Genomic DNA, 26,948 nt, shown 5'->3' with positions numbered 1-26,948 from the left:
AACGCCCGGGCAAAGCCCTGGATCTGGGGCAGACCCGCACCGCCAACTCGCTTACTGCGACGCCGATACGTGTACGCCGTTTGAGGAACCCAGCATTAGGGGTTGGGGACGGTGCTGACCACCCCGGTTGCTGAGGCAGGCCCGCCGGGGCGACGTGCGCAGCGTGTATGCGGAAGGTTCTCGGAGACAATCCCGCGATGCTGCGCATCCTGTCCCTCGTCGGGGCGTGGTGCGGGAAGTGGACAGCGGGGTGAACTCGCTGAGCATTCCCGCGCTCCCCGACGTGGCATCTTCTTGAACGTCGCCCGCCGGATCAGTTGTTGCCGCAGTAGTTCCGTACGAAGTTGGCGGGGGACGCGGTCCAGCTTGAGCTCCACCGCCCACGCATCGCTCGCGCCGAGCACACGCCCCGCACCGTCACGGAGCCGTGACCTTCGTCTTCCAGCCATGACCTACGTCGCCCAGTCGTGACACTGTCGAATACCCGACAAGCGCCATGACCTTGTAGTTCACGTGTCGGAGCAGTTGACGAGTGCGCGTGACAGGGGTTGCAGTATGGTGGGGGACCGACCTCGGGATTGGCATGTCCTTGATCTGGACAAGGATCCGACGCCGGGTGATCCGCAGCGAGTCCGCGGTCTCGCGAAGAACCTGCACGACTTCGCCGACGACGTGGGCAGGGTCCTCCGTGACATCAAGGGGATGGCGGGCGACGAGGCCATCTTGAAGTGGGTGGGCAAGACCGCCGACGCGTTCACGGAGAAGTTCGAGGACGCCCCCAGTAAGCTGAAGAAGCTCCGCAAGTCCTACGAGATGGCGGGCGACGCGCTGTCCGCGTACTGGCCGGAACTGGAGCGCGCCCAGACCCTGGCCGACAAGGCGCTGGTCAAGGGCCGCGAGGCACAGGCCGACCTGTCGTCCGCCAAGTCCCGTCTCTCCTCCGCCGACTCCTGGGTGGAGCGGGCGGGCAAGGAAGCCGACAAGTACAAGGACAAGCCCGGCGGCGGCAAGGACGTACCCAAGCCGGACGAGGACAAGGTCCGCGCCGCCACCCGCAACGCGAACTCCGCCGAGAAGGCCCAGAAGTCCGCCCAGGGTGACGTCGACGCCGCCAAGAGCGCGCTGGAAGCGGCGAAGAAGATGGCCGCCGACGCGCGCAAGATGCGCGAGGAAGCCGCCGGCACGGCGAAGAAGAAGATCGACGAGGCCTCCGACGCGGGTATCCCGAACCGCAAGTGGTGGGAGGAGGTCGGCGACTGGGTCTCCGACAACTGGGACACCATCGTCGCGGTCTGCAAGGTCGTCGTCGCCGTCGTCGGCATCATCGCGATCATCATCGGCGGGCCCATCCTCGCCGCCATCGTCATCGTCGCGGGCGCCATCGTCCTCGCCGACACCTTGAGCAAATACGCAAAAGGCCAAGCCACCCTCATGGACGTGGCCTTCGCGGCCATGGACTGCATTCCAGGCGCCAAGGGCATCACCACCGCCGCCAAGCTCGCCAAGGGGATGAAGGGCCTCAAGGGGATGGGCAAGGGCCTCAAGAACGGCCTGCGGCGGGGCGCGGACGACGTGGGGACCAGTAAGCCCGTCAAGAGCCGCTGCAGGAACGGCGACCCCATCGACATGGTCTCCGGCGAGATGATCATGACGAAGACCGACGTCGAACTGCCGGGCCTGCTTCCGCTGGTGCTGCGCCGCACCCACCTGTCGAGCTACTTCTCGGGCCGCTGCTTCGGCCGCTCCTGGGCCTCCACGCTGGACGAGCGCCTCGAACTCGACCACGAGGGGGCCCTCTTCGCGGCCGAGGACGGCATGATCCTCCTCTACCCCGTGCCCTCACCCGGCTCGTCCGTCCTGCCTGTGGCAGGACCGCGCTGGCCGCTGGACTGGGACGGCGCACCGGGTGCGCCCATCCGCATCACCGACCCCGACACCGGCCACACCCGCCACTTCGCGCCGACCCACCGCCCCGCGGCGGCCGACGAGGCGTTCACCATGCCGCTCGCCGCGGTGACCGACACCAACGGTCACCGCATCGACTTCGACCGGGCCTCCGACGGCACCCCCGTGGCCGTGCGCCACTCCGGCGGATACACATCGACGTCGACACCGAGGGCGGCCGGGTGACAGGTCTGCGCCTGCGCGATCCGGAGGCCGGACCCGACGGCACGACCCTCCTGCGGTACGGCTACGACACCGACGGCAACCTGAGCGAGATCCGCGACTCCTCCCCACTGCCCTACCGGCTCGGCTACGACCAGCACGCACGCGTGACCTCGTGGACCGACCGCACCGACCAATGGTTCCGCTTCACCTACGACGAGGAGGACCGCTGCGTGCGCGGCGAGGGCGCCGACTCCGCCCTCGACTGCGTCATCGCCTACGACTCCGACCTCCGCGTCACCCGTTACACCGACTCGCTCGGCCACACCACGGAGTACCACTACGACGAGCGGCTCCACCTCACCCGTGTCGTCGATCCGCTCGGCTTCACCGTGCACACCGAGTACGACGCCCGTGGCGGTCTGCTGTCCCGTACCGACGAGCTGGACCGCACGACCCGCTTCACCCTCGACACGTACGGCCAGCCGCTGCGCATGGACCGCCCGGACGGCACGAGCGTCACCCTGGAGTACGTGGACGGTGTCCTTCCGGCCGCGATCACCGAGGCCGACGGCGCGCGCTGGGAGGGCTCGTACGACGAGCGGGGCAATCTGCTCACGAGCACCGACCCGCTGGGCGCGGTGACGTCGTATGGCTATGACGAGCACGGGTTCCGGACCACCGAGACGGACGCACTCGGCAACACCGTCCGGTACGAGTACGACGGGCCGGCCTTCCGGTGCGGGTCACGGATCCGCGCGGCAGCGTCGTCACCGTCCGCAGGGACGCGTTCGGACGCGTGGTGGAGATCCACGACGCGGTCGGCGGGACCGTCCGCCAGGGCTGGAACACCGAAGGGTCGCTGCTGTGGCGGGAACGCGCCGACGGCGGCCGGGAGTCGTGGACGTACGACGCGGAGGGCAACGTCACGGAGTACCGCGACGCCGCCGGGGCCACCACCACCTTCGAGTACGGAGCCTTCGGCCTGCCCAGCGCGAGGACCGACCCGGACGGCACCCGCTACCGTTTCGCGCACGACACCGAGCTGCGGCTCACGGGCGTGCGCAACCCGCGCGGCGACGAGTGGAGCTACCGCTACGACGCGGCGGGCACGCTGATCGGCGAGACCGACTTCGACGGCCGCACCCTCACCTACCACTGCGACCCGACGGGTCAGCAGGTCGAGCGGTCCAACGGCACCGGTCAGACGGTACGGGTGACCCGGGACGCCGCGGGCCGGGTGGTGACCGCGCGGACCGACGACGGCACACTCACCTCGTTCCGCTACGACCCGGCCGGACGGCTCCTCGAAGCCACGAGCCCGCTCAGCAGCGTCGCCTACGCCTACGACCTGGCCGGTCGGATCGTCGCCGAGACCGTCGACGGCCGGACCGTGACCAGCGCCTACGACGCGCTGGGCAGGCGCGTGCGGCGCACCACGCCGTCCGGCGCCACCTCACACTGGTCGTACGACTCCGCGAGCCTGCCGGCCTCGCTGGTCACCGCGGCGGGGGAACTGACCTTCGCCCATGACGCCGCGGGGCGGGAGACCACCCGTGGCCTGGGCGCTGCGGCGACCCTGACGCAGTGCTGGGACGCAGGGCACCGCCTCGTCGAGCAGGTCGTCAGAGCGGGTGGGGCGGGCAGGGCGGGCATCAGCGGCGAGGGGCAGGCCGTGCGGCAGTCCCGCTCGTACGCCTACCGGGCGGACGGTCACCTGACCGGGGTGAAGGACCGACTGTCCGGCGCCCGGACCTTCGCTCTCGACCCGGCCGGCCGCGTCACCCGGGTGTCGGCCGCCACCTGGACCGAGACCTACGCCTACGACGACCTCGGCAACCTCACGGCCGCCGAGCACCCGGCCCCCGCCGGCCAGGAGGCGCAGGGTCCGGCACATCACTCCGGGACACGGGTGACCGCCGCGGGCCGTTCGACGTACGAGCACGACGCGCAGGGGCGCCTGGTACGGGTGATCCGGCGGACGCTGTCCGGCCTCCGCCGGATCTGGACGTACGCCTGGGACACCGATGACCGGCTCGCGCGGGCCGAGACGCCGGACCGCGGAGTATGGGCCTACCGCTACGACGCACTCGGCCGCCGAACGGTCAAGATGCGCCTGGCCGACGACGGTTCGGTCGCCGAGGAGACCCTCTTCACCTGGGACGGCGCCAACCTCGCCGAGCGGCAGTCGACGCGGGATGGCGTGGTGGAGACCGACACCTGGGACTGGGAGCCGGGTACGCACCGCGCGGCGGCCCAGGTGCGCAGCCGGTGGCGTACGGCCGACCCGGACGAGGTCGACAGGCGGTTCTACGCGATCGTCACCGATCTCGTCGGCACGCCGAGCGAACTGGTCGGGGAGGACGGCGAGATCGCCTGGCGGTCCGCCACCACCCTGTGGGGAAGGCGGCTGGGCGGGGACGACTGGGACGACGACGGCTTGTGCCCGCTGGCCTTCCCCGGCCAGTACCGCGACCCGGAGACGGGCCTGCACTACAACCTCTCCCGCTACTACGACCCGGACACGGCGAGCTACCTCACCCCCGACCCGCTCGGCCTGCTCCCCGCCCCCAACCACCACGCGTACGTCGACAACCCGCTGCGCTGGAGCGACCCGCTCGGCCTGGAGGGCGACGAGCCGACCCGCATCTACGACGACTCGACCTACGACAAGCACGGCTCGGGCAGCAGCTCGTCGGCCAAGGGCGAGATCGGGCGAGCACCCGCGAACGGACAGGCGGCGTTGGACCGGTCGATTCCGTTGGGCGACCCGAACAACCCCGCCAAGTTCCGGCGTCTCGGCGTGGACCACGTCAACAACGAGATCGTGGTCCTTGACCGGCACCACTACGAAACCGACAAGAGCGGCAAGATCACAAAGGAGATCTACCATGGCCATGTCCAGGGGAAGTACCCCTCTGACAGCATCACGGAAGGTGACCTGAACAAGCTGAAGAAAAAGGGAATGATCAACAACCTCAAGAAGCAGAAGGTGCTCCCGCCCCCGTGCGACGGCTGACGGGACGAGGCAGGAAGGCCGTTCATGGCAGCCGAATGGGACTGGAAGAGTGGCGAGGGACTGCTGGGTGTCGATGATCCCACCGCGGTGGATGCGGCGTTCGAGCGCGGAGAGCCTCATCTTGGAACGGCGGTGATCGGGCTGGCATTCCAGTGCGCGCTGGAGGAGGCGTCGCCGCGCATCATCAGGGCGATGCGGCTGAGCGACCCGAACCAGCGGGGATTCGCCTTCACCGCGGCCGGGACCGCTGCCCGCCTCCACGGCCGGCTGACCCCCGAGCTCTACGAGGCCCTGCGAGCGGAGGGCCCGGGCGGTTTCGCCGAGCACGCCATCAGGGACACGCTGACGTTCGTTCCGTTCCGCGAGCTCCCGCCATGGTTCAAGCGCCGGAAGATCGTCACCGGGGTGCGCAACAAGCTGGAGAGCTGGTGGCTGCGCTCCACGGAGCCGATCAGCGATGTCTGGTCGGCCTTGCGGCGGCACCGCTTCTGAAGAGTCAGTGGGTGCCACCCAGTGTGCGGTTGTCCTCCAGCGGCGCACGGCCCACGTCCCGTGGTCTCCTTCATCAACCACGGCGGAGGCCTTTACGTCCGCTGATACGTTCCCGCAGTGAGCGAACAACTTCCCGGCGGCGGCATTGAGCTGTCGCCCGACGAGACCGAAGCCCTCCATGCCAGGTGGTCATGCTGCTGGACCCCGAGTGAGGTCGCGCAGCAGCTGACCCAAATCAGCGCACCCTGGTATGTGGCCGCTGGCTGGGCGCTGGACCTGTTCCGCGGCAGGCAGACGCGCGCTCATGGAGACATCGAGATCGCGATTCCGGCTGCGAGCTTTCCCGAGGTCCGGGACCGCTTCCCTGGCTACGTCTTCGACGCCGCAGGCAGCGGTCGGATCTGGGAGGACGCCACACCAGAGGTGCTGGCCGCCGTACATCAGACATGGCTCCGGGATCCGGCGGCCGGAAACTACCTGCTCGACGTGTTCCGCGAACCGCACGACGGGGACACCTGGATCTGTCGGCGCGACGAGAGGATCCGGCTTCCCTACAGCCGCATCATCGCTCACACTCAGGACGGCATCCCGTATCTCGTGCCCGAACTGGTCCTGCTCTTCAAGGCCAAGCACGCCCGCCGGAAAGATCGATCAGACTTCGACGCGATCGTCCCGCACATGTCTCCGGCTCAGCGCGAGAACCTGAACGAACTACTCGGCCGCGTCCACCCGGGACATCCATGGGTGACGGAGCTGCAACACCACCAAGCCCACGAGCACGGCGGCGACTCGGGACGTTTGCAGTGATCCGGACCGACCGGCTCGGCAGGCGCCAAGACCGACGGGCGGGTCACATCGCAACCCGTCGCGATTGGCCGGCGAGGCGGTGGTGCTGGTCTGGGACGGACTCGGCCCACTGGAGTCGCGGCATGCGGGCCTGGGCGGCCCAGCAGGACTGGCTGACCCCGGAGCGGCTGCCGGCCTACGCCCCCGAACTCAACCCGGTCGAAGGCATCTGGTCACTGGCTCGGCGCGCAGGCCAGAACAACACCGCCTTCACCGACCCGGACCACCTGATGCGCGCCCTGCGGCGAACCCTCCGCGGGATCCAATACCGCAGCGACGTCATCGACGGATGCCTCACCGCAACCAGACTCACCCTGACGACACCCAGCCCAAAAACTCAGTAACCAGTGGAGCCCGGCCCCCCACATGGAGCATGCTCTATGCTGCGTCAGCTCACCAATACATGTGGACAGAGTCCCGTCATTCGACTTCCGTCACCCTGAGGCGCCGCAAGAATTCCATCTCGGTTAGCGCACTCGTAACACTGGCGCTGGGGTCAGTTGCGTATAGAAGCACAGAGCACTCAGAGAATTCTTCTTCCGCTAGGTACCCTTCTTCATCCCGCCAATTCCGCTCGAGAGTCATTACGCGAGATCCCGGCTTACCTGCAGCATAGTACTGGCCGCCCTTGTATCCACTCTCGCGCGATTGGAAATCTATCCCCAGTTTCTTCTCGAGCATGTCACGAATTTCCGCCAAGCTGAGGCCAACGGCCCCGTACAGGTGATAGGAGCTTCCCATCCCACTGTCCCACTTTCTACTTGCGCCTTGGTACGACGATACTGGCCCCGCGGCCTACGGCATCTTCGACAGATCCGTAGATCATGAAATGGACGTCACGGCCTGCCATTTCAGATAGCTCATCAGCGAGGTTCCCGAGACGCATTTTACGCAAGTCCTCGGGCCGCAAGGGGCCGGTCCTTGTGCCCTTAGAACGGAGGCCAACGCCAGCCTTACGAGCGCGTTCCAGCAAACCCTCGCCTGCTAGAGCCAGATCGTAATCACTCTCAGGCCTGAAGGGTTGGCCGGTGCGCCAACTCCGGCCTGTTACGGAGCTTCCCTGAAATACCACGGTCGTGTCTCCGTGACCCAGATCATCCAGACCCTGATACAAGTGGCGCGAGAAACTTTGGTAGCCATCTGCGCCCTTAAAGCCGAGCGGCATGTAGGGGGACGCCCCGTTCAAAGCCGGGTCGTCAGCGTGTGCTGCGCCGGGGCCGAACCTGGGCGGGCCCGTCTTACCGAAGAGCCCCTTGCCCCATGACCAAGCTGGTCCGATCAGGCTGCCTAGGGCGCCGCCGAAGCCGCCTATAAGGAGGTCTGTCGGGCTGGTGGGTTGGCATTGCACGGTGTTGATGGCGTAGGTGTAGCCCATGCCGATTGCAGCGTCGGTGACGGCTGCGGTGGCCAGGGCGCGGCCGCCGGAGAGGCCGAGGCTGCTGGCGAAGCTGGCGCCTGCGGGGGCGAGGTATCCGGCGCCGGCGCCGATGGCGGCGCCCTTGGCGGTGGCGCCTGCGAAGTCGCCCCAGTCGAAGTCGTCGCGGTGGGTCAGGGCGTAGACGCCGCCGCCGAGAACGCCTCCGATGCCTGCGCCGATGCACCAGGGGCAGTTGCCGGAGGGGTCGGAGAGGTTGGCGGGGTCGTTGTCGGCGTAGTTGTAGGACGACTTGTTGGGGTTGTCCAGGGCCGCGGGCATGGGGTCGCGGGTGGTGAAGCGGCGCTGGTCGGAGTCGTAGGAGCGGTCGCGCAGCAGGAGGCGGCCGGAGAGGTATTGGTCTTTGTACTGGCCGGTGTAGCCGTAGATGCTGGTCTGGCCGTCGGTGATGGTGGCTTTGCCGGTGGCGGTGCCCCAGGCGTCGTAGGTGTAGCGGTAGTTGTCGGTGCCCTTGGCGTCGAAGACGGTGCTGACGGAGTTCTTGCGGTCTTGGGTGAAGTAGAAGCTGCCGTTGGTGCGGTCCATGGACCGTGCGGTGCCGTCGGGGTCGAAGTGGTAGTCGCTGAGCAGGGCGCCGGAGCCGTTGGTGTCGGTGGCGATCTGTGGGAGCGGGTTGTTGATGTCCCACCGTGAGGTGCGGATCAGTGCGTTGTTCTTGTTCGCGACGGTGCGGTTGCCGTCCGCGTCGTACGTGAATGTGTAGGCGCTGGTGCCGATGGTGGCGGATTTGACCCTGCCGAGGGGGTCGTAGGCGTAGGTGTTGGCGCCGTCCTTGGTCTGGTTGCCGTCGGTGTCGTAGCCGAAGCTGGTGGTCGTGGTGCCCGTGACCGTGGACTTGAGCTGGTCGGCGTCGTCGTAGTTGTAAGTCGTGGTGCCACTTGCGGTCTGGGCGGTCTTGAGGTTGCCGACCTTGTCGTAGCTGAAGGTCTCACCGGTCTTGCCGGGCAGGCAGGACTCGGCGGTGGTGTCCGTGCAGGTCCGCGTCATACGGCCGACATCGTCGTAGCCGTACCGGGTGGGCTTTTTGCCCTTGGGAGTGTCCGTGGCCAGGCGGCTGTTGGCGTCGTAGCCGAAGGTGTTGCTGCCCGAGGGGTTGGTCAGCGTGGCCAGGCGGCCGGCCTCGTCGTAGGTGCGGGTTTCGGTGCGGGCCGTGGTGGTCGGCAGGGTTACCGAGGTGAGGTTGCCGGCCTTGTCGTAGTCGTAGCCGGTGGCCTTGCCGTCGGTGGTCTGGCTTTTGATCCGGCCGACGGTGTCGTAGCCGTAGCTGGTGGCCCGCCCGTCGGGGTAGGTGCGGGACTTGAGCGTGTCGTTCGTGTTCCAGGCGTAGGTGAACGGCTTGGTCGCCCCCGGCGACGTGATCGTCTCGATCTTGTCGTCATCGTCATACGTCAGGGTGCGCTTGCCGGTGGCGTCAGTAGCCTCGCGTATGCGACCGGCGTCGTCGTAGACGTAGCTCTGGCTCGGCGTGCCGTCCGAGTAGGTGACCTTGGTCGGCAGTTGCCGGGCGTCGATCGTGGTGGTGATCGTCTGGCGGCGGGCGTTGGTGACCTTGGTGCGGTTGCCTTCGGCGTCGTAGTCGTAGTCGACGGTCCGGGTCAGCGGGTTCTTGACCGATGTCAGGCGCCCCTCGGCGTCGTGGCCGTAGGTCGTCGTGTGGGTGTTGGCGTCGGTGCTGGTCTCCAGGAACCCGGCCGGATCGTAGGTGAGGTCCGTGGTGCCGGTGTCCGGGGCGGTGACCTTCTTGACCCGGTTGAGCTCGTCGTAGGCGTAGAGGGTCTGGTTCTTGCGGGCGTCGGTGACTGAGTCGATGTTGCCGGCGGTGTCGTAGCCGGTCTTGGTCTGGTTCTTGAGCGGGTCGGTGACGGAGGTGGGGTGTCCCGCCTCGTCGTAGCCGAACGTCCAGGTGTACTTGAGCGGGTCCGCTCCGGTGACGTTGCCGCGCGGGTCGACCATGGTCGTGCGTCGGCCGTCCGCGTCGTAGCCGTAGGTGGTGCGTTCCTGCTCCGGTGTGACCTCGGCGGTCAGGTTGTTGTCGTCGTCGTACTCGTAGGTGGTGTCCTTGCCCTTCCAGGGCTTGGAGGTGGCCAGGCGGTTGTTGTCGTCCCACGTCAGGGTGGTGCCGTGCTTGAGCCCGTCGCTGGTGGTGAGGAGGTTGCCGTTGCTGTCGTAGGTGACCGACCTGGTGTGCTTGAGCGGGTCGGTGATCGACAGGGGGCGGTCGTCGGCGTCCCAGGTGAAAGCACTCGTGTTACCGGACGGGTCGGTGACCGACGTGCGGTTTCCGACCTTGTCGTAGCCGTACTTCCACGTGTACTTGAGCGGGTCGGCGCCGGTGACGTTGCCGCGGGCCGTCACCATCTGCGACTGGCGGCCGGCCTTGTCGTAGAGCCACGTGGTCGTGCCGCCGGTGCGGTCGGTGACCGAGTTGACGCGGCCCACCTTGTCGTAGCCGGTCCGGCTTGGCTTGCCCGCAGGGTCGGTGACCGTGGTCAGGTGACCCGCGTCGTCGTACCCGTAGACCGTCTCGCGCTTCGTGGCGTCGGTGACCTTGTGCAGGTTCCCGGCCGGGTCGTACTCGTAGGCCGTGGTGTTCGAGCGTGCGTCGGTGACCGACTTCAGACGGTTGGAGGGGTAGTACTCGAAGGCGGTGGAGTACTTCGCCGGATCAGCCCCTGAGGCGTTGCCGCGCGGGTCGACGGCCGTCTTGATCCGGCCTGATCCGTCGTAGGTGTAGGTGCTCTTGTGGTGCTCGGGCGTGGTGACCGACGTCAGATTTCCCGCGTCGTCATACCCGTAGAGAGTGGGGTTGTGACCTGCTGAAGTCGTCTTTTCGAGCAGCTTGCTCGTCGGGTTGTACTCGTACGTCGTCTTCTGACCCAACGGAGCGGTGACCGAGGTCAACAAATCATCGGTGTAGCCGAAGCGGGTCTTGTGGGACTCGCCGTCCGTATGTGTGAAGACGTTGCCGTCGCTGTCGTACGTCCATGACTCGTCCGAGGCTCCGGACTTGCGCCGTTTCATGCGGCCCGAGGTGTCGAAATCCCACTGTGTCTCGCGGTTCTCGGCATCGACGGCGCTGGTGCGGTTGAAGTGGGCGTCGTAGCGGTAGTAACTCTTGTTGTTGAGCGGGTCGAGCTGGGTGAACAGAACGTTCTTGTAATAGATGTCGGTCCACACACCTCCGTCCGGGGCGGTCACGTCGACCTGGTCGAACTGCCCGTTCTTGGAGTACTTGAAGTACGTCGTGTACTTCCGGGCGTCGGTCTGCGACTTCACCCGGCCCTGCTCGTCGTAGTCGTTGACGGTGACAACAATGTTCTGAGCGTCTGTGACCGTCTTGAGCAGACCGCCTTCGTAGCTGTAGTGCTCGGTGGCCCCGTCCAGCGCCTTCACACTCGTCAGTTGGTCACCGGTGTAGCCGTAGTCGACGAAGCGGCCGTCCGCCAACGTCACCTTGTCGAGTCGGGCACCGTCATAGGCAAGCGTGACGCCACGCCCCGCCGCGTCGGTGACGGTGGTCGGCCGGTCGCCGGTATAGGTCAGCGTGAGACCGTGGCCCGCCCGGTCCTTCAACGACGTCCGGGACGCCGTCCTGATCGTCGATGACACCGGGTTTCTGAAGAAAGGCATCCGTTCGGCCGGCGTGCAAAGGCAGTACTCCGGAACCGCCGGCCGCACCGAGAACAGCCAGATCAGCGTGTTCCTCGCCTACGCCACCGGCCGTGGACGTACTCTGATCGACCGCCGTCTGTATCTGCCCACCTCCTGGACGGATGACCGGGGGCGCTGTCGCCGGGCTGGCATCGACGACAGCGTCGCCTTCGAGATGAAGGTGGCCATGGCCAAGGCGATGGTCCGCCGGGCCATCACCGACAAGGTCCCTTTCAGCTGGGTGACGGCGGACGCGGCTTACGGCTACAGCAAGGGCTGGCGGTTCGAGCTGGAACAGGCGGACGTCTTCCACGTCATGGGGGGGGTACGCGATCAACGGCGGACGTCAGGTGAAGATCATCGTCATCGCCCAGTACGCCCGGAAGACAACGGACGCTACGATGCCGGCAGCGGCCAGAAGATCGGCGTCATCACTGCCTACTGCAAGGGCATGAACAAGTGCCCCAACTGGGTCAACGAGTGACAACCATGCGCGAAGAGATTGCGGAGCAGCAGGCGGATATCACTCGTCTGCTGCTCCACCATGTCCAGGCACCTCTCACTGACACTCTGAACATCCGCGGCGTCCTGCCCGTCCCAGCTCCAGCCGAAGCCATCCGCGCTGTCACAGGCTCTGCGGACTCCTACACTCCAGACAGCTTTATGGCTTACGAGATCCCTCTCCGGACGAACGATGACGTCATCACGGCGTTTGATGTCACCGGGATCCTGCGCACACTGACCGCGGGGACTCGCATCTACCCCGGCGACCGCATCAGCAGCGTGATGGGCATGCCTCTCATCCATGTGGACCCCGCCTCTGTAGAAGCGGCCACGCCCTCAGGAGATGACAACGCCCTGACTATCCTGCGCACCATCGCCGCGCCCTTCGCTGAGGAGCAGCCAGACCCACGGCTGCGTGGATTTCTCTTCCTGAATCAGGACCGGCTACGGCTCTACCTGGACACTCAGGATGCTCCTGGTGTAACCGCTGCGGACGTCCGGCCGTCCGGCGCCGTCACCGCCCTGCTCGCGGCACTTCCATCGTTGATCACCGAGGAAGAGCGCGTGGTGGAAGACGGCACAGACCCCCACTGCTCCTCCGTAGTGGATCTCACCAGCTGGTGAGAGGGCGAACCTCACCCTCCCAGCGTGGCTGTTGCACCCTGTGCACCCGCGACTGGCGAGGGGGGTGTGGCCAGAAGCATGCGAACGGGGTCTCCACACACGGTAATTGATGTCTCATGCGGGGACCTCGCCAGCCATACCTCCTTACCCGGGAGGGCCCGACCAGAGGTCACACCGGGCGCCGCCGCGCGAGCACTCGGCGCTGGACACGCCGGTCGACCTGCCGACCCTGACACGTGAGCAGGTGTGCGCGGTGTCGAGCACCACGTGATCGGTGTCCCGGAGTGCCGCTGTACCGCAGGAAGTGGACATGACTCGCCCCATCAATGGGGACCTGAACGAATCCCATGTCCTCAAGCGCACCGCGGGTGACCGTAGACGCGAGGAGGCCCGTACACGCTGTGCGTGTACGGGCCTCTGATCGAGCGCCGGGCAGGCCTTGCACCTGCATTTCCCCGCAGGAAGCGGGGCGTCTTTCCTTGGACCACCAACGCATCACCTGTTGCCGCGTGTTGTGGCGACCAGTTCAAGATCTACTGTATCGGACACAGGGGTGGGGGTGTGACATGAGGCGGGCGTTGGGCGCGAAGGCGGAGGCGGGAGAGCGCGCCAGGGCGGCTCGTGCGCGGAAGCGTTTGAGGTAGTAGGCCATGGCGGTACCGTTCGCGCTGCCGGCGAGGATCGCTTTCTCCCAGCAGACAGCGACCGCTTCCTTGAAGAACATGCGGGCTGAGGCCCGTTCGTGGCCGTCGGCGGTGACTTCCACCAACAAACGCTCGGGGCCCTGTCTGCGTCCAGGCGCCGGAAGGCGGCCGGTGGCGCAGCCGCTCCGGTTGGGCAATTCCTCGGCCGGCACGGTCTCAGTAGTGTCGGGGCGGTCAGTCAGGGACGCCGCGACGATGACCAGTTGTTCGACGAACTCGGGGCCCAGCACCGGGAACTCGAGGTCGGGGTGCTGGTCGTAGCTGGCGGTCACGGAAGCGGCGACGAATTCGATGACGGCCTGGGCTGCCTGTGTGCGCGGGCTCGTGCGGCTGAGCCGGCTCAGGACACGCAGGAGCGTGGCCAGGCTGGTGTCGGCGGTCATCACCTGGCAGGCGGGTGGCTGTTCGTCGGTGTCGGCGGTGTCACCGTCTTGCGGGGGGTGGACGACGGCCTGGTCCTGCCACAGGGCAGCGGCGTAGGTGTCACCGCGGGCGAGGTGTTGCAGGTAGAGGCAGTAGGAGGCGGCGGGGACGTCACCGGCGCCGGCGGCGTACTGCCACCAGAAGCGGGCGCCGTCGTCAGCGCCGGCGAGCTGCAGGGTGCAGCCCAGGATCCAGGCAGCGCGCGGTTGGGGGACTTGTTCGGTGAGGAAGTCGGCGAACTGATCGATGGTGCAGTGGGCGACGACCGCTTCGCACAGGGCGGTGAGGCTCTGTGCGGCGCGGTCGTCGGCCAGGTCGGGTCCGTCGTCGTCCCGCAGCAGGAAGTCCTCGGTGAGCCGGGTGTAATCCAGGTCGTCATGGCTGACGACGTCGGAGGGGACGTGAGGCTGGTGCAGCAGCAGCGACTGGGCGAGGAGGGCGTCGACGGTGCTCATAGCGGGGTGATCACTCCTGGGAGTCGGGGTCGGGGCGCAGTTGGTCCAGGGCCCCTCGGGCGTGATGGTCCAGGGTGTGGGTGATGGCCGGCGGCAGGCCCACGATGCCCGGCACGGCGTGGTCGGGGATGCCGCACAGGTAGCGCAGGACGGTGACGTCCATCTGGTCGGGCGGCAGGCGGGTGATCGTGTCGAAGAACTGTGCGAGGACGTCGATGCGGTGCAGGCGCTCGGCGAGGTCGCAGATGCCGGCCTGCGCGACGGTGGAGAACGCGGCTGCCCGCAGGTCGGGGCGGCCGTCCGGGCGCCGGGGAGCCAGGGCGAGCACCGTGCGGCGCAGTAACTGCCAGGCGTGCCGGGGTGTGTCAGGCGTGGCGGTGGCTTCGTCCCAGGTGAGCCAGAGTAGGTCGAAGGTGCGGGCGACGACCTTGCGTGCGCGCCGCTCGGACTGCAGGAAGGCGCGTGCGTAGGCGGTGTAGGGCTGCCACATGGCCTGGGTGAAGCCGCGGTGAGCGACGGGCTGGTTCTCCGGGGGAAGGGGCGGGACTTCACTGATCCGGCTCTTGATCCAGCCGGTGTCCTTGCCGGCTATCCGTCAGCTCGGTGGGCAGGCCGGGCGGAAACTGCCGTTAGATTCGTTTCCTCATGCCCAGACCTCTTGGACGTCAGCCAATAGGGCCATCGGTCCACACGAGCGTCCCGGGAAAATCTGGGTCTACGTCGGTTACCTCCAACTCGCCTCCTCCTGGGAGGGAAATGATCCACGGCGGCGGAGAGGCCAGCAGGTTCCCGACAAACGCAAGGGCCACGGACAAAGAGGCGCGCAGAGGGTCTGTGCTGAGAAAGTAGCCTTCCTCGATGTCCCACGAGCCGAGTCTGCCTGTTCTGGTGTCGACCATCATCTTCGTGACGCTGAGCTCAGCGATAGGAACGAGGAAGGTCTTGTCCTCTAAGGCCAGGTTGGCGTCGTCGGGCGTCGCATACTCCAGCCAGATCGAACGGTTCCTGAGGATTTCCTCGATGCCGAGGAGCGTGTACCCCGGGGGCAAGATCTCGGTGAGGCCAGACCCGTCATGCCGTAACAGCGACCGCTCAACGTCCTCAGGTAGCCGCACCCCGAGGTGTTCATAGAGACGTCGAAGGTCTTCGCGGGTACAGGGGGCCGGCAGTGGGTCCTCCTCCGGGGCCTGCTGGGCAATCCAGCGTTCGATCTTCGCCCAGGACTCCTCGACCGTCATACGTCCACTCCCTTGCCCCTGTGCCGAGCGCGGTGCCCGCCTTGCCCTTGGGGAGGGGGCACCGCGTGTGGTTCAACGACTTTGCGCTATGAACAGGTCTTGCCGTGTGGCAGGGTGAAGACCCCGGCCGGCGGTCGGTGTTCTGGTAGGCACGGCGCGGACGCCTTGCCCGGCGGCCGTGTCCCGTAGCTCATCTTCGCGTCCTTTCGTTTGACCGTGGAGCTCTCCAGGGTGAAGGACACGAAGCGTGGCCGGTAGATGGTGGGGTCGCGGTAGTGGGCCCCAGTGGGGGTGACGTTGTTGTCGAAGTTGTTCACGTTGTAGGACATGATCCAGCGGCCGCCGCTCGCCAGTGACGGGTGTACGTGCGCGTTGTACGCGAAGCACCTGCCGTCTTCCTCCTTCTCGGTGCAGTCACCGTACGGCCCTGGCTCGGGCATCCGGTACACCACGTCGTGCCCTTCCCAGGAGCCGAAGACCCCGTATGGGTCGCAGCCGGACCACAGGCGGACCTTCCCGCTGAAGGCTTCGGTGCTGTCCTGGCTGATGAGGACATAGTTGCCCTTGTACGGCGTGACGCTGTACTCGTTGGCCACGCCGATCAGTGCGTTGTCGCCCTCGGTCTCGCCGTACATCCACTGGCTTCTGCCGGAGTTGAGGTACTGCCACTTGTCGGGGTCGGAGATGTTGGTTCCCTTGACGCGGGCAATCCGCATGCCCTTGTTGATGGGCGCGTCATCGGTGCCGTAGATGTAGGTGTACCCGTCGCCGCTCTGATCGGCGGACATCACGGCTGATCCCCACTGGACACCCGCCTCCGAGGGGAGGGGCTGCATCGATTCGGGCTCGGTGAGGTCCGCCAGGTCGAACGTGGCCACGAGCGATTGCTTGATTTTGAAGTCCCAGTCGCCGGAACCGAACTTGTGCCACTCGTGGAAGATGACCTGGAGCTTCTTCTCCCCGCCGATGGTGCTGACGAGGCCGTCGCCGAGCCAGTACCAGTGCTTCTCCGCCGAAGGCGGCATGATCGCTTTCCTGCCGGCGCCGGTGATGGTGGTGAGGTTGTCCCCGACCTGGGACACGAACGTGCTGTTGATCAACGGCGCGCTGGTGGGCCGTGTGCCGTTGTCGTTCAACGGGCCGAGGAAGGTGTCGGAGAACAGCCACAGGCGGCGGCCGTCAGGCAGCGTGACGCTGTACGTCGAATCGCCCCCAGTCCATCCGTCACGAGTGGTCGCGGCGTACTTGTTGAACAGATCCTCCGGATACGCCTTCGGCTTGGCCTGCTTGGCTTCCACGGCTGGCGCCGAAGAGCACTGGTGGTAGTTCACCGGAGCTGCGACACCCGACGGCTTGTCGGGTCCGTTGTAGTCCCCTCCCGACGGCGTGACCAGGTGGACGTAGAACCTGTCGCCGTCAAGCATGCGGTTGACCTTGTAGAAACTGTTCTCCAGGTCCGTTCCGGCGTCCTGATTATGCTTGGAGCTGATTGCCTTCACAGAGAAGTGCCGGTAACCGTCATTGGGATCGATTGTGTTAACGCCTGTATCCGATCCCTCATAGGTAGACGCATACGGATACTCGTCACAATCACGCCGCTTGTCCGGTATTGCAGTCGCATAGTTCCTGCCGAAGTACTTCTGGCATTGGCGGCGAGATTTCCTGCGATTCTTCTCCTTGTCATTGTTTGACGAGGTGTCCTTGTCGAACCTCCTGGTCAGCGGCTTCTTACTCTGTGGCGAGCCTGGAATGACCTTGTCGAATTTCGATGATGGCTTCGTCTGGTTCGGCGTCTTCTGCGCTTCCCATACGTGGTCGGTCTGCTCTTTCCAGCCCGGGCGCGAGTCAAACCTGTACGTCACGGGCTCGTCGTCGTCGAAGACGCATCCGCGCGAGGAGCCGACGTAGGTGGCCGAGTCGCAGCGGAAGGGGCCTCCCTTCCAGGTGTGGTGCTCAGTCTCGTGCCCCGGGCCGTATTCAACTGTCGCCTTGAGGTCGAAGGTGTAGTTGGCGACCTTGTCGCCGGTCAGGTTGCCCTCTGGGGAGGAGAACGTGACCCAGTCGTCCGAGGGTGGCTGTGACCAGTCTCTTAAGGTGTCGTTCCGCCCGTCGTTCCTGACGTTGCACTTGGGGCCGCCCGGCGTCTTGACGTCGCAGTTGGCTCCTTCGAACTTGAGCTTGGCGTCCCACGGAGGCTTCTCACCGCTGGGACGGAAGTTGTCGACCTGTATCCACAGGTCCGTCTTGCGGTCGGTCTCCGCGGGGCCTGTACGCCCGATACCCATGACCGAAATCCGGAACAGGATGCGTCCGACCATCGTGCAGACCGGAGGGTTCGGCGTACACCTGTTAACCCTTACCTCAGCGGCGGGTACCACCATGCACCACGTGGAGCGGTCGATGATCACGCCGCCCTCTCGATCGGCATCCGGAGCGTTACGGCAGGTGTCCATGCCCGGCGCCGATAATCGTGTCTGGCGACCGAGTTGGCGTTGCCGCTCTTCGTAGCCGGGCAGGTTGCGGTATGCGTAGCGCGAGATGGCCTTGCGCTTCTCGGGCGTCATCGGTTCTTTGGGCTTTTGTTTCCCAGGGTTGAACTCATAGGTGTAGCGAACGTCGCTGTCGTTCGAGGGGTTTGCTGCTCCTGTTAGGGCGCCGATGCCGAGGAGCATCGCAAGCGCGAGGACGGTGCCTAAGATCGATCTTCGGTTCAATGTGCGCCTCTGTTGCGTCGGGTTGTGCAGGACTAGACCAGAGTGAAACGGGCGGGCGCGAGAGCAAACAAGGCGCAGGTATTTGTCAAGGTCCGCAGTTGGCTGGATTTCCTGCGGCCTGGCCGTCTAACCGGAATGGCACGCCCACGACAAAGCCGTCCGTGATCTTCGGGCGCAAGTTGTGTGGGCAACGTGAAGCGCGGGGCTGAACGGAAGGTTCAGATACCGCTGAAGAGTGGCAGGCCCCATCCGGTATTCGGCCGAAACGGGCAACCACAGTAGATGCATGTACCTGATCTTGTGCACGAACCGTGTTCCCGGAGATCGCCGAAATCGCTGTCGCGGCAGATGTGCGGCTTGCCGTGACAGTCGGCACGGCGTTACATATCTCTGAGCTGGGGACTCTTACTCCAGCAGCGTGTTCCTGCCGTACTCCGGCCCTCAGTTCTGGCTGCCGTAGTCGCTTGCGGCCACCGTCACCGAGGTAGCTTGACCACGCGCTCGGGGTGGGCCGCGGTGACGTAGCGCATGGCCGCCTGCTCGGTGACACCGAACAGGCGCATCAGCCTGAGGGGGTCGGCGCTTTCGGACGCCTCGTGGAGGATGCGGGGTCGTGTCCCTCGTCGTGGTGTTGGGGATCAACTGGTCGGCGTGTTCGGGGTGTTGGGTAGCGCGGGGGTGCTTTCGGGGAGTTCGCGGTAGATCTCGCTCATGCCGCCTTCGGGGAGGTAGCGGCGGGGGAACGCGATCCATTCGTCGTGCATCTCGAAGAGCACAGCGGTGACCAGCCGGATGAGTGCGTCGTCGTTGGGGAAGACCTGGACGACGTCGATCCTGCGCTTGATCTCCCGGTTCACCCGTTCCAGCGGGTTCGTTGACTGGATCTTCTTCCAGTGTCGGGGCGGGAAGTCCGCGAATGCGGTCAGATCCTCTTTCGCCTCCAGCAGCATCGCTTTGACCTTGGGGAACTGGGTGCCGAGCATGTCGGCGACGGTGTCGAGCTGGGTGCGCACGAGGTCGGCGGTGGGCTGGGTGAAGATGGTGCGGATCGTCGCGGCGACCATTTCACCGGAATCCCGGTCGATCACGCTGAAGGCATTGCGCAGGAAATGAACCCTGCATCGCTGCCAGGCGGCGCCGAGCATCACCTTGCGGACCGCGGCGACCAGTCCGGCGTGCTGGTCGGTGACGACGAGACGGACCCCGGACAGGCCGCGTTCTCGCAGCGAGCGCAGGAACTCCTTCCAGAACGCCTCGCTCTCGCTGTCACCGACCATCAGGCCCAGGACCTCGCGATTGCCGTCTTCGGTGATGCCGGTGGCGACGACGACGGCCCGCGAGACGATCTGGTGGTTCACCCGTGCCTTGCAGTAGGTCGCGTCCAGGTAGACGTAGGGGAAGCGGACGTGGTCCAGCGGGCGGGTGCGGAACGCGGTCAGCGGCTCGTCCAGCGCCGTGCAGATCCGGGAGACCTCGGACTTGGAGATGCCGCTGTCGCCGCCGAGGGCTTTGACCAGGTCATCGACGCTGCGGGTGGACACGCCGTGCACGTATGCCTCCATGATGACGGCGTAGAGGGCTTGGTCGATGCGGCGTCGTCGCTCCAGCAGGCTGGGGAAGAAGCTGCCGGTGCGGACTTTGGGGATCTCCAGGTCCAGATCGCCGGCCAGCGTGGTGAGCACCTTCTCGCGGTGCCCGTTGCGGACGTTGGTCCGCGTCGGCGTGTGCTCGTTCCACTCCACGCCGATGTGGGCACTCGCCTCGGCCTCGATCAGCTCCTGCACCATCCGCTCGGCCATGGCGCGGATGAGCTCGATTCCGTCGGTCGAGCGTAGTGACTCGAGCAGCCGTATCAGTTCAGACTGGGACAGGGCCATCGTGCCCTCCTCGTGGTTGAACTGGGCGTTCACCAAGGAGAGTTACGCGGTGGCCCGCCTCCTGTTCAGGGAGCGGTACTCACCTGTGGAAGTGCGCCCCGGGCAGACGCCCGCGCACTCCCGGCTACTGATCGCGTACACCACGACGAGGGAAACCATCGGCTCGACACCGAGCTCGGCTTACTGGACTGAGGAAGCCGGCCCCCTGGCGGGCCTAGATGCGGTGACGCCAAAACAACCGCGGCGCGGCCGGGCATGCGAGCGGCGCCGGGCCTTCTTAGGCTGGTCGTCTCGGGGCTGATCATGGAGGTACCGCGATGCCTGCCCGCCCTGTCTGGTCCGGCGCCATCAGCTTCGGCCTGGTCACCATCCCGATCAAGGTGCTCCCCGCCACCGAGAACCACTCGATCTCTTTCCACCAGTACCACCTGGAGGACATGGGCCGGGTCCGCACCCGAAAGATCTGCGAGCTGGAGGACCGCGAGGTCCCCGCTGCCGAGATCGGCAAGGGCTACGAGGTCAGCAAGGACACGATCGTTGCCATCGCCGACCAGGAGCTGGAGGACATGCCGCTTCCCACCGCGAAGGCGATCGAGATCGCCGCGTTCGTGCCCTACGAGTCGATCGATCCGGTGCGCATCGGGGAGGGCTACTACCTCCAAGGCGACGGGCAGGTCGCTGCCAAGCCCTACGTGCTGCTCCGGAAAGCCCTCGAACGCAGCAGCAAGGCGGCCATCGCGAAATTCGCGTGGCACGGGCGCGAGAGGCTGGGCCTGCTGCGGGTGAAAGACGACGTGATCGTTCTGCACGCCATGAAGTGGGACGACGAAGTCCGCAGCCCCGAGGCGATCGCTCCCGCACCCCTGGATCTGACAGACGACGAGATCGAACGGGCCGTCCTGCTCATCGACTCCATGACCGTCGACGACATCGCCAGCCAGGAGTGGGCCACCGACCGATACACCGCGGCCCTGGAAGAGGTCATCCACGCCAAGGCCGACGGCAAGAAGCCCCCGCGGGCAACCGAGGAAGAGCCGGCCGGGAAGTTCCTCGACCTCATGGCTGCCCTCGAGCAGTCGGTGCAGCGCGCTCAGGAGAGCCGCGGCGAGGGCGAGCACGCAACCGTGCACGAGATGAAACCGAAGAGGGTTGCGAAGAAGGCGGCTGCCGAGAAGACGGCCGCAAGGAAGGCTCCGGCGAGGAAGCCGACGGCCAAGAAGCGCGGTGCCTAGCGGGCGGATCCGCCCGGCGATCAGGCGGGATGTCCGCCCCCGGCGTCCGGGGGCGGAGATGCGTTGGTCAGCCGGCGGGCTCGTACTCCACCCTCTCCTGACCGCACCCGGCGGCCAGCTTCCGCAGGGCCTGCCGCTCGGCCGTGTCCACGGCCAGGCCCCAGCGGAGCTTGGTCGCCACCCAGTGGGCGGTGTAGGTGCAGCGCGCGTCGGCGAGCGGCGGCTGCCATTCGGCCGGGTCCTGGTCGGACTTCGACCGGTTACTCCGCGCCGTCACAGCGACGAGCGACCGTTCGTCACCGAGGTCGTTGGCGTAGGCCTTGCGACGCGCGGCGCTCCACGTGCTGGCGCCGGAGTCCCAGGCTTCGGCGAGCGGCACCATGTGGTCGATGTCCAGGCCGCGGGGCTGGGTGGTGGTCTGGCCGTGTCGGGTAGCCCCGTGTCCTCTCGGACGCCGGGGCCCCCTCAGAACCGGACGTGCGACTTTCACCGCATCCGGCTCAAGCAGGCCGCTAGGACTGCGCATTCGTCACCTTCTTTGGATTGCGATGGTGGTCAGCGGCGTGGTGTTGCCGATGACATTCGGCATGGATGAGTACGAGGTTGGTCGTTTTGTTTGAGCCCCCACGGCTTCGGTGAACCAGGTGATGCCTGTGGATCGTCCGGGATTTGGCCTGGAACCAATTGGCCCACTCCCGCACGGAGTCCGGTTCGTAACCAGCTCCGTCGATCAAGTCCTGCCCGCACAGCGGGCACAGCCCCTTCTGTCGTGCAGCTAGGTAGACGTTCGCTCCGTCGACCTGCGGATGCACGCGCTTTCGGGTCCGGCTGGCCCAATACTCTTCGAGGCTCGGGTCATCCTTGGATGCCGTTCCCTTAACAGGGATATGCCTCGTGATGTTGGTCCAAGCGAACTTACACAGGTACTTCCCGGTCTCCTTGTCCCCGAAGATCCAACGATCCTTCCTCGTCGGGTAGAGGAACTTCCCCCAGTACTTGTCCAGAATCCATTGCTTGGACTTTCGTGGATGGCGCCTCACGGCCCACCTCCACAGACGCTTCCACACGTAGTGGTCCAGGGACGAGAAGATCTCCGAAGAGACCGCACCCCTGTAGTAGGTGGACCAACCCTTGATCACCGGGTTGAGACGCTTGACGAGCTCCTCGGTCGGGGCCTGGCACAGGGATCGTGCCGTTTCCCTTACCATTTCGGTGATCCGCTTTACGGCTTCCTTGCTCGGTTTGATCAACGTCTTTCCCGAGTACTTCCTGACATTGAACCCCAGGAAGTCAAATCCTTCGTCGAGGTGGACCACCTTGGTCTTGTCCTCGTTGAAGGTAAGCCCCTTCGGTTCGAACCATTCAGGAAGCCTCTTCTTGACGTTCCACGCGTCTTCTTCCGTCCTGCAGAACACGACGAAATCGTCTGCGTACCTGATCGTGCGAGGCGACCGCAAGCGCTCATTGCGGCCAGCGTCAGGGCGACAGCCGGCCGCTTCTTCCATGCCGTGCAGGGCCACGTTGAGCAGCAGAGGGCTGATCACTCCGCCTTGCGGCGTGCCCGCCTCCGTTGGGGCGAACTTTCCCCTGTCCATGACTCCTGCCTTGAGCCATCGTCGGATGGATTCCCTGGCTGGGAAGTCTCCGAGGGCCTCCAAGAGCCGATCATGGTTGATTCGGTCGAAGGCGCTTGCCAGATCAGCGTCGAGCACCCATGCCCGCCTGGCTTGGCGGGATGAGGTGATCCGGAAGATCTGCTCAACTGCATCGTGGCAACTGCGTCCAGGCCTGAAGCCGTAGCTCCCGGCCTCGAAGCGTGCCTCCCATTCGGGTTCGAGTACATTCTTCACTCGCGCCTGTTGCACGCGGTCCCTAATGATCGGGATTCCGAGTGGCCGCATCTTTCCATTGGCCTTGGGAATGTAGACCCGACGTACAGGCATGACACCCTGTGCTGGATCCTTGCTGATGGACCTTGCCAGCCGTCCCTTGCCCGCAGGCTTGAGGGCTGTCTCGCCATCGATTCCAGCTGTACGTCTTCCAGTGCTTGTCTGGGTCACCCTCTTCACGCTTTGCAGCGTGTTTGAATGTGATCGCAGCATAAGCTTCTGAAGGTTTCTGACCTTCTTCAGGTCTCCGTCTTGCGCAGCCTTGAAGATCCTCTGTCGAAGTCGCCTTACATTGCGCTCTGCCCTGACCCAGTCAACGCTGTGCCAGTAGGAGGCGTCGCCTGAGGTTCCGTTCCCCGGGAGTGCCTCATCGGTTCCCTCTACCTGAGCTTCGGTCCCCAATTCGTCACCTCCCGGTATCTAACTTGCGCCTCAGCTATTGCTGCTTCACTGATTCTCTTCAAAGGCCCACCTGACCCGCGTGGGCTCCCTTTCGGGCCGGACTTAGTGTCCGTATCTGCCGGGTTATGCGTGGCGGGTGAGGCCCCGGGCTCCACGTTTTCCCTCGAGCTTTCGCTCCAGCAGCATTTACTTCTCGGGTCATCCTGCTCCCGCAAGGGGTTTCGGCCTTCGTTACCTCCGGCTTACCAGCTGCCGCTGGACCCTTACGGGGTTGTCGTGTTCCGCTCCTATCAGATGTGTCCGAAGGAGGGCGCCTCCTATACCCCGGGACCGATGGTGATCGCACCCTTCTAACTACGGAAGAAGGGCCATCCGGAGCTTTTCAGCTCCAGGTCCTCTTACATGCCACCGAACTCAAACCATTGCGGCACAACTCTCTGACGGGGCCTCATCGGAGGTTCACTTGCGTTCGCCCTTTCCGGACTTCCCCTCTGCCTGTTGCTCACGATGGCCCGTGAACTCTTGGGCTTTCTGGGTCAGTCGGCTCAGCACGGTCTCGTTACCAAGACCGCACCCGACCTAGGGGACCGGCTGAATTGATCACTTCGCCGGAGGCGACCCTGTCCTCTAGGGTCGCCCGCTGAAGGGGAGCGACTTCACGCCGCACCGTAGTAGGAAAACCACTCCCCTGCGGTGACCTTGCAGCCCGGGCCGATGGTCGGTGCGGTGCGGGACTCGGCGATGAGGACCTCCTCGCGGGTGTTGCACCCGTCATGGTCGTCGTCGGTCCAGTGCTGGAATCGGGAGCGCTGGTAGCCCTCGCGATTCTCCGCGGCCGGGGGCAGAGCGGCGACCGCCTGCTTCAGTGTCATCGGGAGCGCGACCGGGTCGGCGTCGGCGGCCGAGGCCGGGGACGCCGTGGTGAGGGGCAGGGCGAGGAGGAAGGCTGCGGCCAGGGCCGCGCGCATACAGGTGGTGATCACGGTCTGGTGATACCGGGGCCCGTCGTGCGCCGAGGGCGGTTCGGGTGGAGTGTCACCCGGGCGAGCGCAAAGGTCGTACCGGCGTACCGTCGCAGGACGATGCCGGACACGACCAGCTCATCGAGCAGGACGGGTGGGGGCCCGGCTTAAGATCCGTGTTCGTGGCAGATATCTCCGATGAGCTGATCAAGCTGGAACGTTCCGCCGAGGAAGCACGAGCGAAGCTCGCGGGTCTTGTCGGGGTGGAGTATCAGGCGCAGTGGCGCAGCTGGTACGAGGCGGCAGCTGTCTTCCAGGCCGCCGTCACCGCGCACGCCGAAGCCACCGGCCAGGCGCGCCACGGGGTCGAGCAGGCGGTGAAGAAGGCAGTGCGGCACGCCGACGAAGATCCGGCGGAGTAGCGCCCCAAGCCGCAGCCCTCTGCCCGCCGAGCACCCTCTGGGCTCACGGCTCACCCCGGGAGACAACCCCGACCGGCTCAGATCTGAAGTGTCCTTCGCCCATCTGTGCGCCGCGGCCCGGTCCCGGCCTCGTCCGGCCATACCAACCGCCACTGCATCAAACCGCGGCGGAGACCGACACGCCATCAGCACCTCTACACCATCGCCCCGGACCGCATGCGGTGCCTCAAGGTCGGTTCCGCCCGGCAGTCAGGCGGGAACGCCAGCCCGGTCCAGGACGGCGGCCATCTCGTCCTCGGGGAGCGCCGGGTTGGCACCCGCGCTGGATGCCAGTTCGGGGACGAGGAGGACCTCGCTGAGCCGGTGGAACGGGAGGCGCGGATCGCGGGCCGCCGCCTGACGCGTCCAGACGACGGGGTCGTGGCTGAGCCGTTCGATCAGCTCCGGCGTGGCGGCCGGATCCCGTACGGCCAGTCGGCGGTAGTTCCCGTCGGGGTGGTTTCCGTAGCGGGTGGCTAGGCCCTCGCGGGGAAACCGAGGGTGCGTCTCCGCCATCCAGGCGGAGAACGTCCCACCCAGCCGCGCAAACACCCGCATCAGGACCTCCTCCGGAGCGTCGGGGTGGTGAATGCCCAGGAGGTTCTCCACCACCGGGTCCTCGACGCGTGCAAGCAGGCGCAGCAGGTCAGGCGGCAGATGGGGGCTCCGGGCGGCGGCGCGCTGGAGCAGCGGGTGAGCGGAGGTCACGGCCCGGCGCATTACCTCGGGGTCGGCGAGCCCGTCCCGTACCCACCACACGCCGTTGCCCCTGTCGAGGTCCCCGGCCGTGAAGTCGATGGCCATGCGCCGCGTCTCGTCCAGCTCGGGCCGAAGGGAGACGGCGAGCCGTACGGCCTCGTCGGGGTCCACGGCGAGCCGCTCTACGAGGTCGGCGGCCAGCGACGGGTTCTCGGCGAGGGCCGCCAGGTGCGTCCGCTCGGCGAGGCACCGCTCGGCGCCGGCACGGTCAAGGAGCCCGCAGCGCAGTGCCTCGGCGGCGGACTTCGGGTCGCGGAGGAGTTCGGCGGTCACGCGGGCGTCCCGCCGGCACTTCTGCAGCTCGGCGGCCCGCCGCACCTCGGGGTCGGGGTCGGCCAGCAGTGCCGACCGCTCGCCCGCCGACAGGGACGGCCATGCACGCACCGCTTCCCGGCGCGCTGCCGCACGGTGATGAGTGGCCATCGATGCCACGAACGATGGCGCCAGATGGGGCGACTCCAGCAGCGCCGTGCGTACGGAAGGTTCCGGGTCGTCGAGTAGGCGGGCGCACACGGCATCCGGGAGCGGCGCGATCCTTGCGCGCGGATCGTACATCTCGGGTCCGTATGCGAGAGCTGCCCGGACCTTGGGAGAAGGATCGTCCGCGAGTCGAGCCCGCTGTGCAGGCTCCGCCCTGGCACTCATGGCGAAATCGATCCGGGCCCCCGGGTTCGGGTGGGCCAGGATCAGCGCGACGGCCGACTCGGGGAGTCCGGCCCGGTGAAGAACGTCACGGGGCGGACGGTCACCGTCTGCCCCGAGGGCGAGCAGACGCAGCAGCAGCGGCGTCGGCAGCGCCGGATTTCGGGCCACTCCGTCCAGGGCGGATGCGTGGAACGCAACCATGATTCCCCTACCCCCTGTGTCTTCCCCGACCGGTCGCGCCCGTGATCTCGTATGCCATGCACGATATCTGTCGACCACCGTCGCACCAGTCCTTGAGGCTTTGACCAGCACAGATGCCTGCCCAGGGGAGGGCTCCTAAGCCACCAGCCCAATAGAAGTGACGTGAGCCAGGCACGCACCCCAGTCCTTCCGAGGGTTCACGCCGTCGGCGACAACCGTCGCCGACGGCGCCCACATACCCCCGGCCAGTCGGGCGGTGAGACCGATCACCGGCTCCGCCAGGTTGTTCCCGACCGCCACGACCGCCCC

17 protein-coding genes and 5 pseudogenes are annotated in these 26,948 nt (G+C 66.2%); 12 read left to right on the top strand and 10 right to left on the bottom strand.

From position 1 onward, the window contains the following. Positions 1-555 precede the first annotated feature (555 nt). From ACFVYR_RS36580 to ACFVYR_RS36550, 7 genes and pseudogenes are all read left to right on the top strand, one after another. Positions 556-2,130: a DUF6531 domain-containing protein gene (locus ACFVYR_RS36580; protein ID WP_384262369.1), complete on the top strand. Its 1,575-nt coding sequence runs from the start codon at positions 556-558 to the stop codon at positions 2,128-2,130. Next, positions 2,127-2,813: pseudogene (locus tag ACFVYR_RS36575) on the top strand (hypothetical protein); the annotation flags it as partial. The gene ACFVYR_RS36580 and the pseudogene ACFVYR_RS36575, both read left to right, overlap by 4 nt. Before the next feature lie 32 nt (positions 2,814-2,845). Further along, positions 2,846-2,893 (top strand): annotated as a pseudogene (locus ACFVYR_RS36570) (hypothetical protein); the annotation flags it as partial. Between the two features lie 12 nt (positions 2,894-2,905). After that, positions 2,906-5,125 carry an RHS repeat-associated core domain-containing protein gene (locus ACFVYR_RS36565; protein WP_384262419.1) on the top strand — a complete coding sequence of 740 codons (2,220 nt, stop codon included), beginning with the start codon at positions 2,906-2,908 and terminating at the stop codon, positions 5,123-5,125. Between the two features lie 24 nt (positions 5,126-5,149). After that, on the top strand, positions 5,150-5,617 hold the full coding sequence (locus tag ACFVYR_RS36560) for a hypothetical protein (RefSeq protein WP_384262370.1): 468 nt from the start codon (positions 5,150-5,152) through the stop codon (positions 5,615-5,617). A 117-nt stretch (positions 5,618-5,734) separates the two neighbouring features. Continuing rightward, the gene (locus ACFVYR_RS36555; RefSeq protein WP_384262372.1) at positions 5,735-6,424 is read left to right on the top strand and encodes a nucleotidyltransferase domain-containing protein; all 690 of its coding nucleotides are present in this window, start codon (positions 5,735-5,737) and stop codon (positions 6,422-6,424) included. Positions 6,425-6,546: 122 nt separating this feature from the next. Then, on the top strand, positions 6,547-6,807 hold the full coding sequence (locus ACFVYR_RS36550; RefSeq protein ID WP_384262375.1) for a transposase: 261 nt from the start codon (positions 6,547-6,549) through the stop codon (positions 6,805-6,807). 413 nt (positions 6,808-7,220) lie between these two features. On the opposite strand, the gene ACFVYR_RS36545 is transcribed toward ACFVYR_RS36550, so the two are convergent. Beyond that, positions 7,221-11,471: an RHS repeat-associated core domain-containing protein gene (locus ACFVYR_RS36545; protein WP_384262377.1), complete on the bottom strand. Its 4,251-nt coding sequence runs from the start codon at positions 11,469-11,471 to the stop codon at positions 7,221-7,223. Between the two features lie 7 nt (positions 11,472-11,478). Between ACFVYR_RS36545 and ACFVYR_RS36540 the strand changes: the two are divergent. Both ACFVYR_RS36540 and ACFVYR_RS36535 read left to right on the top strand, forming a co-directional pair. After that, positions 11,479-12,033 (top strand): annotated as a pseudogene (locus tag ACFVYR_RS36540) (transposase); the annotation flags it as partial. Between the two features lie 5 nt (positions 12,034-12,038). Next, entirely contained in the window at positions 12,039-12,677 is a 639-nt protein-coding gene (locus tag ACFVYR_RS36535; RefSeq protein ID WP_384262380.1) for a hypothetical protein, read from the top strand. A gap of 526 nt (positions 12,678-13,203) precedes the next feature. Here ACFVYR_RS36535 and ACFVYR_RS36530 read toward each other — a convergent pair. From ACFVYR_RS36530 to ACFVYR_RS36510, 5 genes are all read right to left on the bottom strand, one after another. Then, complete coding sequence (locus tag ACFVYR_RS36530) at positions 13,204-14,259, bottom strand: hypothetical protein (protein ID WP_384262382.1); 1,056 nt, start codon at positions 14,257-14,259, stop codon at positions 13,204-13,206. Between the two features lie 10 nt (positions 14,260-14,269). Further along, the gene (locus ACFVYR_RS36525) at positions 14,270-14,749 is read right to left on the bottom strand and encodes a hypothetical protein (RefSeq protein WP_384262384.1); all 480 of its coding nucleotides are present in this window, start codon (positions 14,747-14,749) and stop codon (positions 14,270-14,272) included. A 175-nt stretch (positions 14,750-14,924) separates the two neighbouring features. Beyond that, positions 14,925-15,497, bottom strand: a complete 573-nt coding sequence (locus ACFVYR_RS36520; RefSeq protein ID WP_384262387.1) for an SMI1/KNR4 family protein — start codon at positions 15,495-15,497, stop codon at positions 14,925-14,927. 86 nt (positions 15,498-15,583) lie between these two features. Continuing rightward, on the bottom strand, positions 15,584-18,169 hold the full coding sequence (locus tag ACFVYR_RS36515; RefSeq protein WP_384262389.1) for a NucA/NucB deoxyribonuclease domain-containing protein: 2,586 nt from the start codon (positions 18,167-18,169) through the stop codon (positions 15,584-15,586). Positions 18,170-18,849: 680 nt separating this feature from the next. Further along, on the bottom strand, positions 18,850-20,088 hold the full coding sequence (locus ACFVYR_RS36510) for an IS256 family transposase (RefSeq protein ID WP_384262421.1): 1,239 nt from the start codon (positions 20,086-20,088) through the stop codon (positions 18,850-18,852). Positions 20,089-20,405: 317 nt separating this feature from the next. Between ACFVYR_RS36510 and ACFVYR_RS36505 the strand changes: the two genes are divergently transcribed. Next, positions 20,406-21,320: a Ku protein gene (locus ACFVYR_RS36505; protein WP_384262391.1), complete on the top strand. Its 915-nt coding sequence runs from the start codon at positions 20,406-20,408 to the stop codon at positions 21,318-21,320. Between the two features lie 67 nt (positions 21,321-21,387). Here ACFVYR_RS36505 and ACFVYR_RS36500 read toward each other — a convergent pair. From ACFVYR_RS36500 to ACFVYR_RS36490, 3 genes and pseudogenes are all read right to left on the bottom strand, one after another. Continuing rightward, positions 21,388-21,744: pseudogene (locus ACFVYR_RS36500) on the bottom strand (HNH endonuclease family protein); the annotation flags it as partial. A gap of 88 nt (positions 21,745-21,832) precedes the next feature. Further along, on the bottom strand, positions 21,833-23,611 hold the full coding sequence (gene ltrA, locus ACFVYR_RS36495; RefSeq protein WP_384262394.1) for a group II intron reverse transcriptase/maturase: 1,779 nt from the start codon (positions 23,609-23,611) through the stop codon (positions 21,833-21,835). A 656-nt stretch (positions 23,612-24,267) separates the two neighbouring features. Beyond that, positions 24,268-24,594 (bottom strand): hypothetical protein, encoded by a 327-nt coding sequence (locus ACFVYR_RS36490; RefSeq protein WP_384262396.1) that lies wholly within the window; start codon positions 24,592-24,594, stop codon positions 24,268-24,270. Between the two features lie 161 nt (positions 24,595-24,755). Between ACFVYR_RS36490 and ACFVYR_RS36485 the strand changes: the two genes are divergently transcribed. Continuing rightward, positions 24,756-24,995, top strand: coding sequence for a hypothetical protein (locus tag ACFVYR_RS36485; RefSeq protein ID WP_384262398.1), 240 nt, complete (start codon positions 24,756-24,758; stop codon positions 24,993-24,995). A 49-nt stretch (positions 24,996-25,044) separates the two neighbouring features. Then, a pseudogene (locus ACFVYR_RS36480) lies at positions 25,045-25,185 on the top strand (IS110 family transposase); the annotation flags it as partial. Between the two features lie 59 nt (positions 25,186-25,244). Here the strand turns inward: ACFVYR_RS36480 and ACFVYR_RS36475 are convergent. Further along, entirely contained in the window at positions 25,245-26,639 is a 1,395-nt protein-coding gene (locus ACFVYR_RS36475) for a Mucin-2 (protein WP_384262400.1), read from the bottom strand. Positions 26,640-26,948 lie beyond the last annotated feature (309 nt).

Origin of the sequence: Streptomyces sp. NPDC058284, from assembly GCF_042881135.1 — a bacterium.
Lineage (GTDB): Bacteria > Actinomycetota > Actinomycetes > Streptomycetales > Streptomycetaceae > Streptomyces.
Note: the sequence above shows the minus strand (reverse complement) of the source record. Positions and strands in the feature narration are given on the sequence as shown.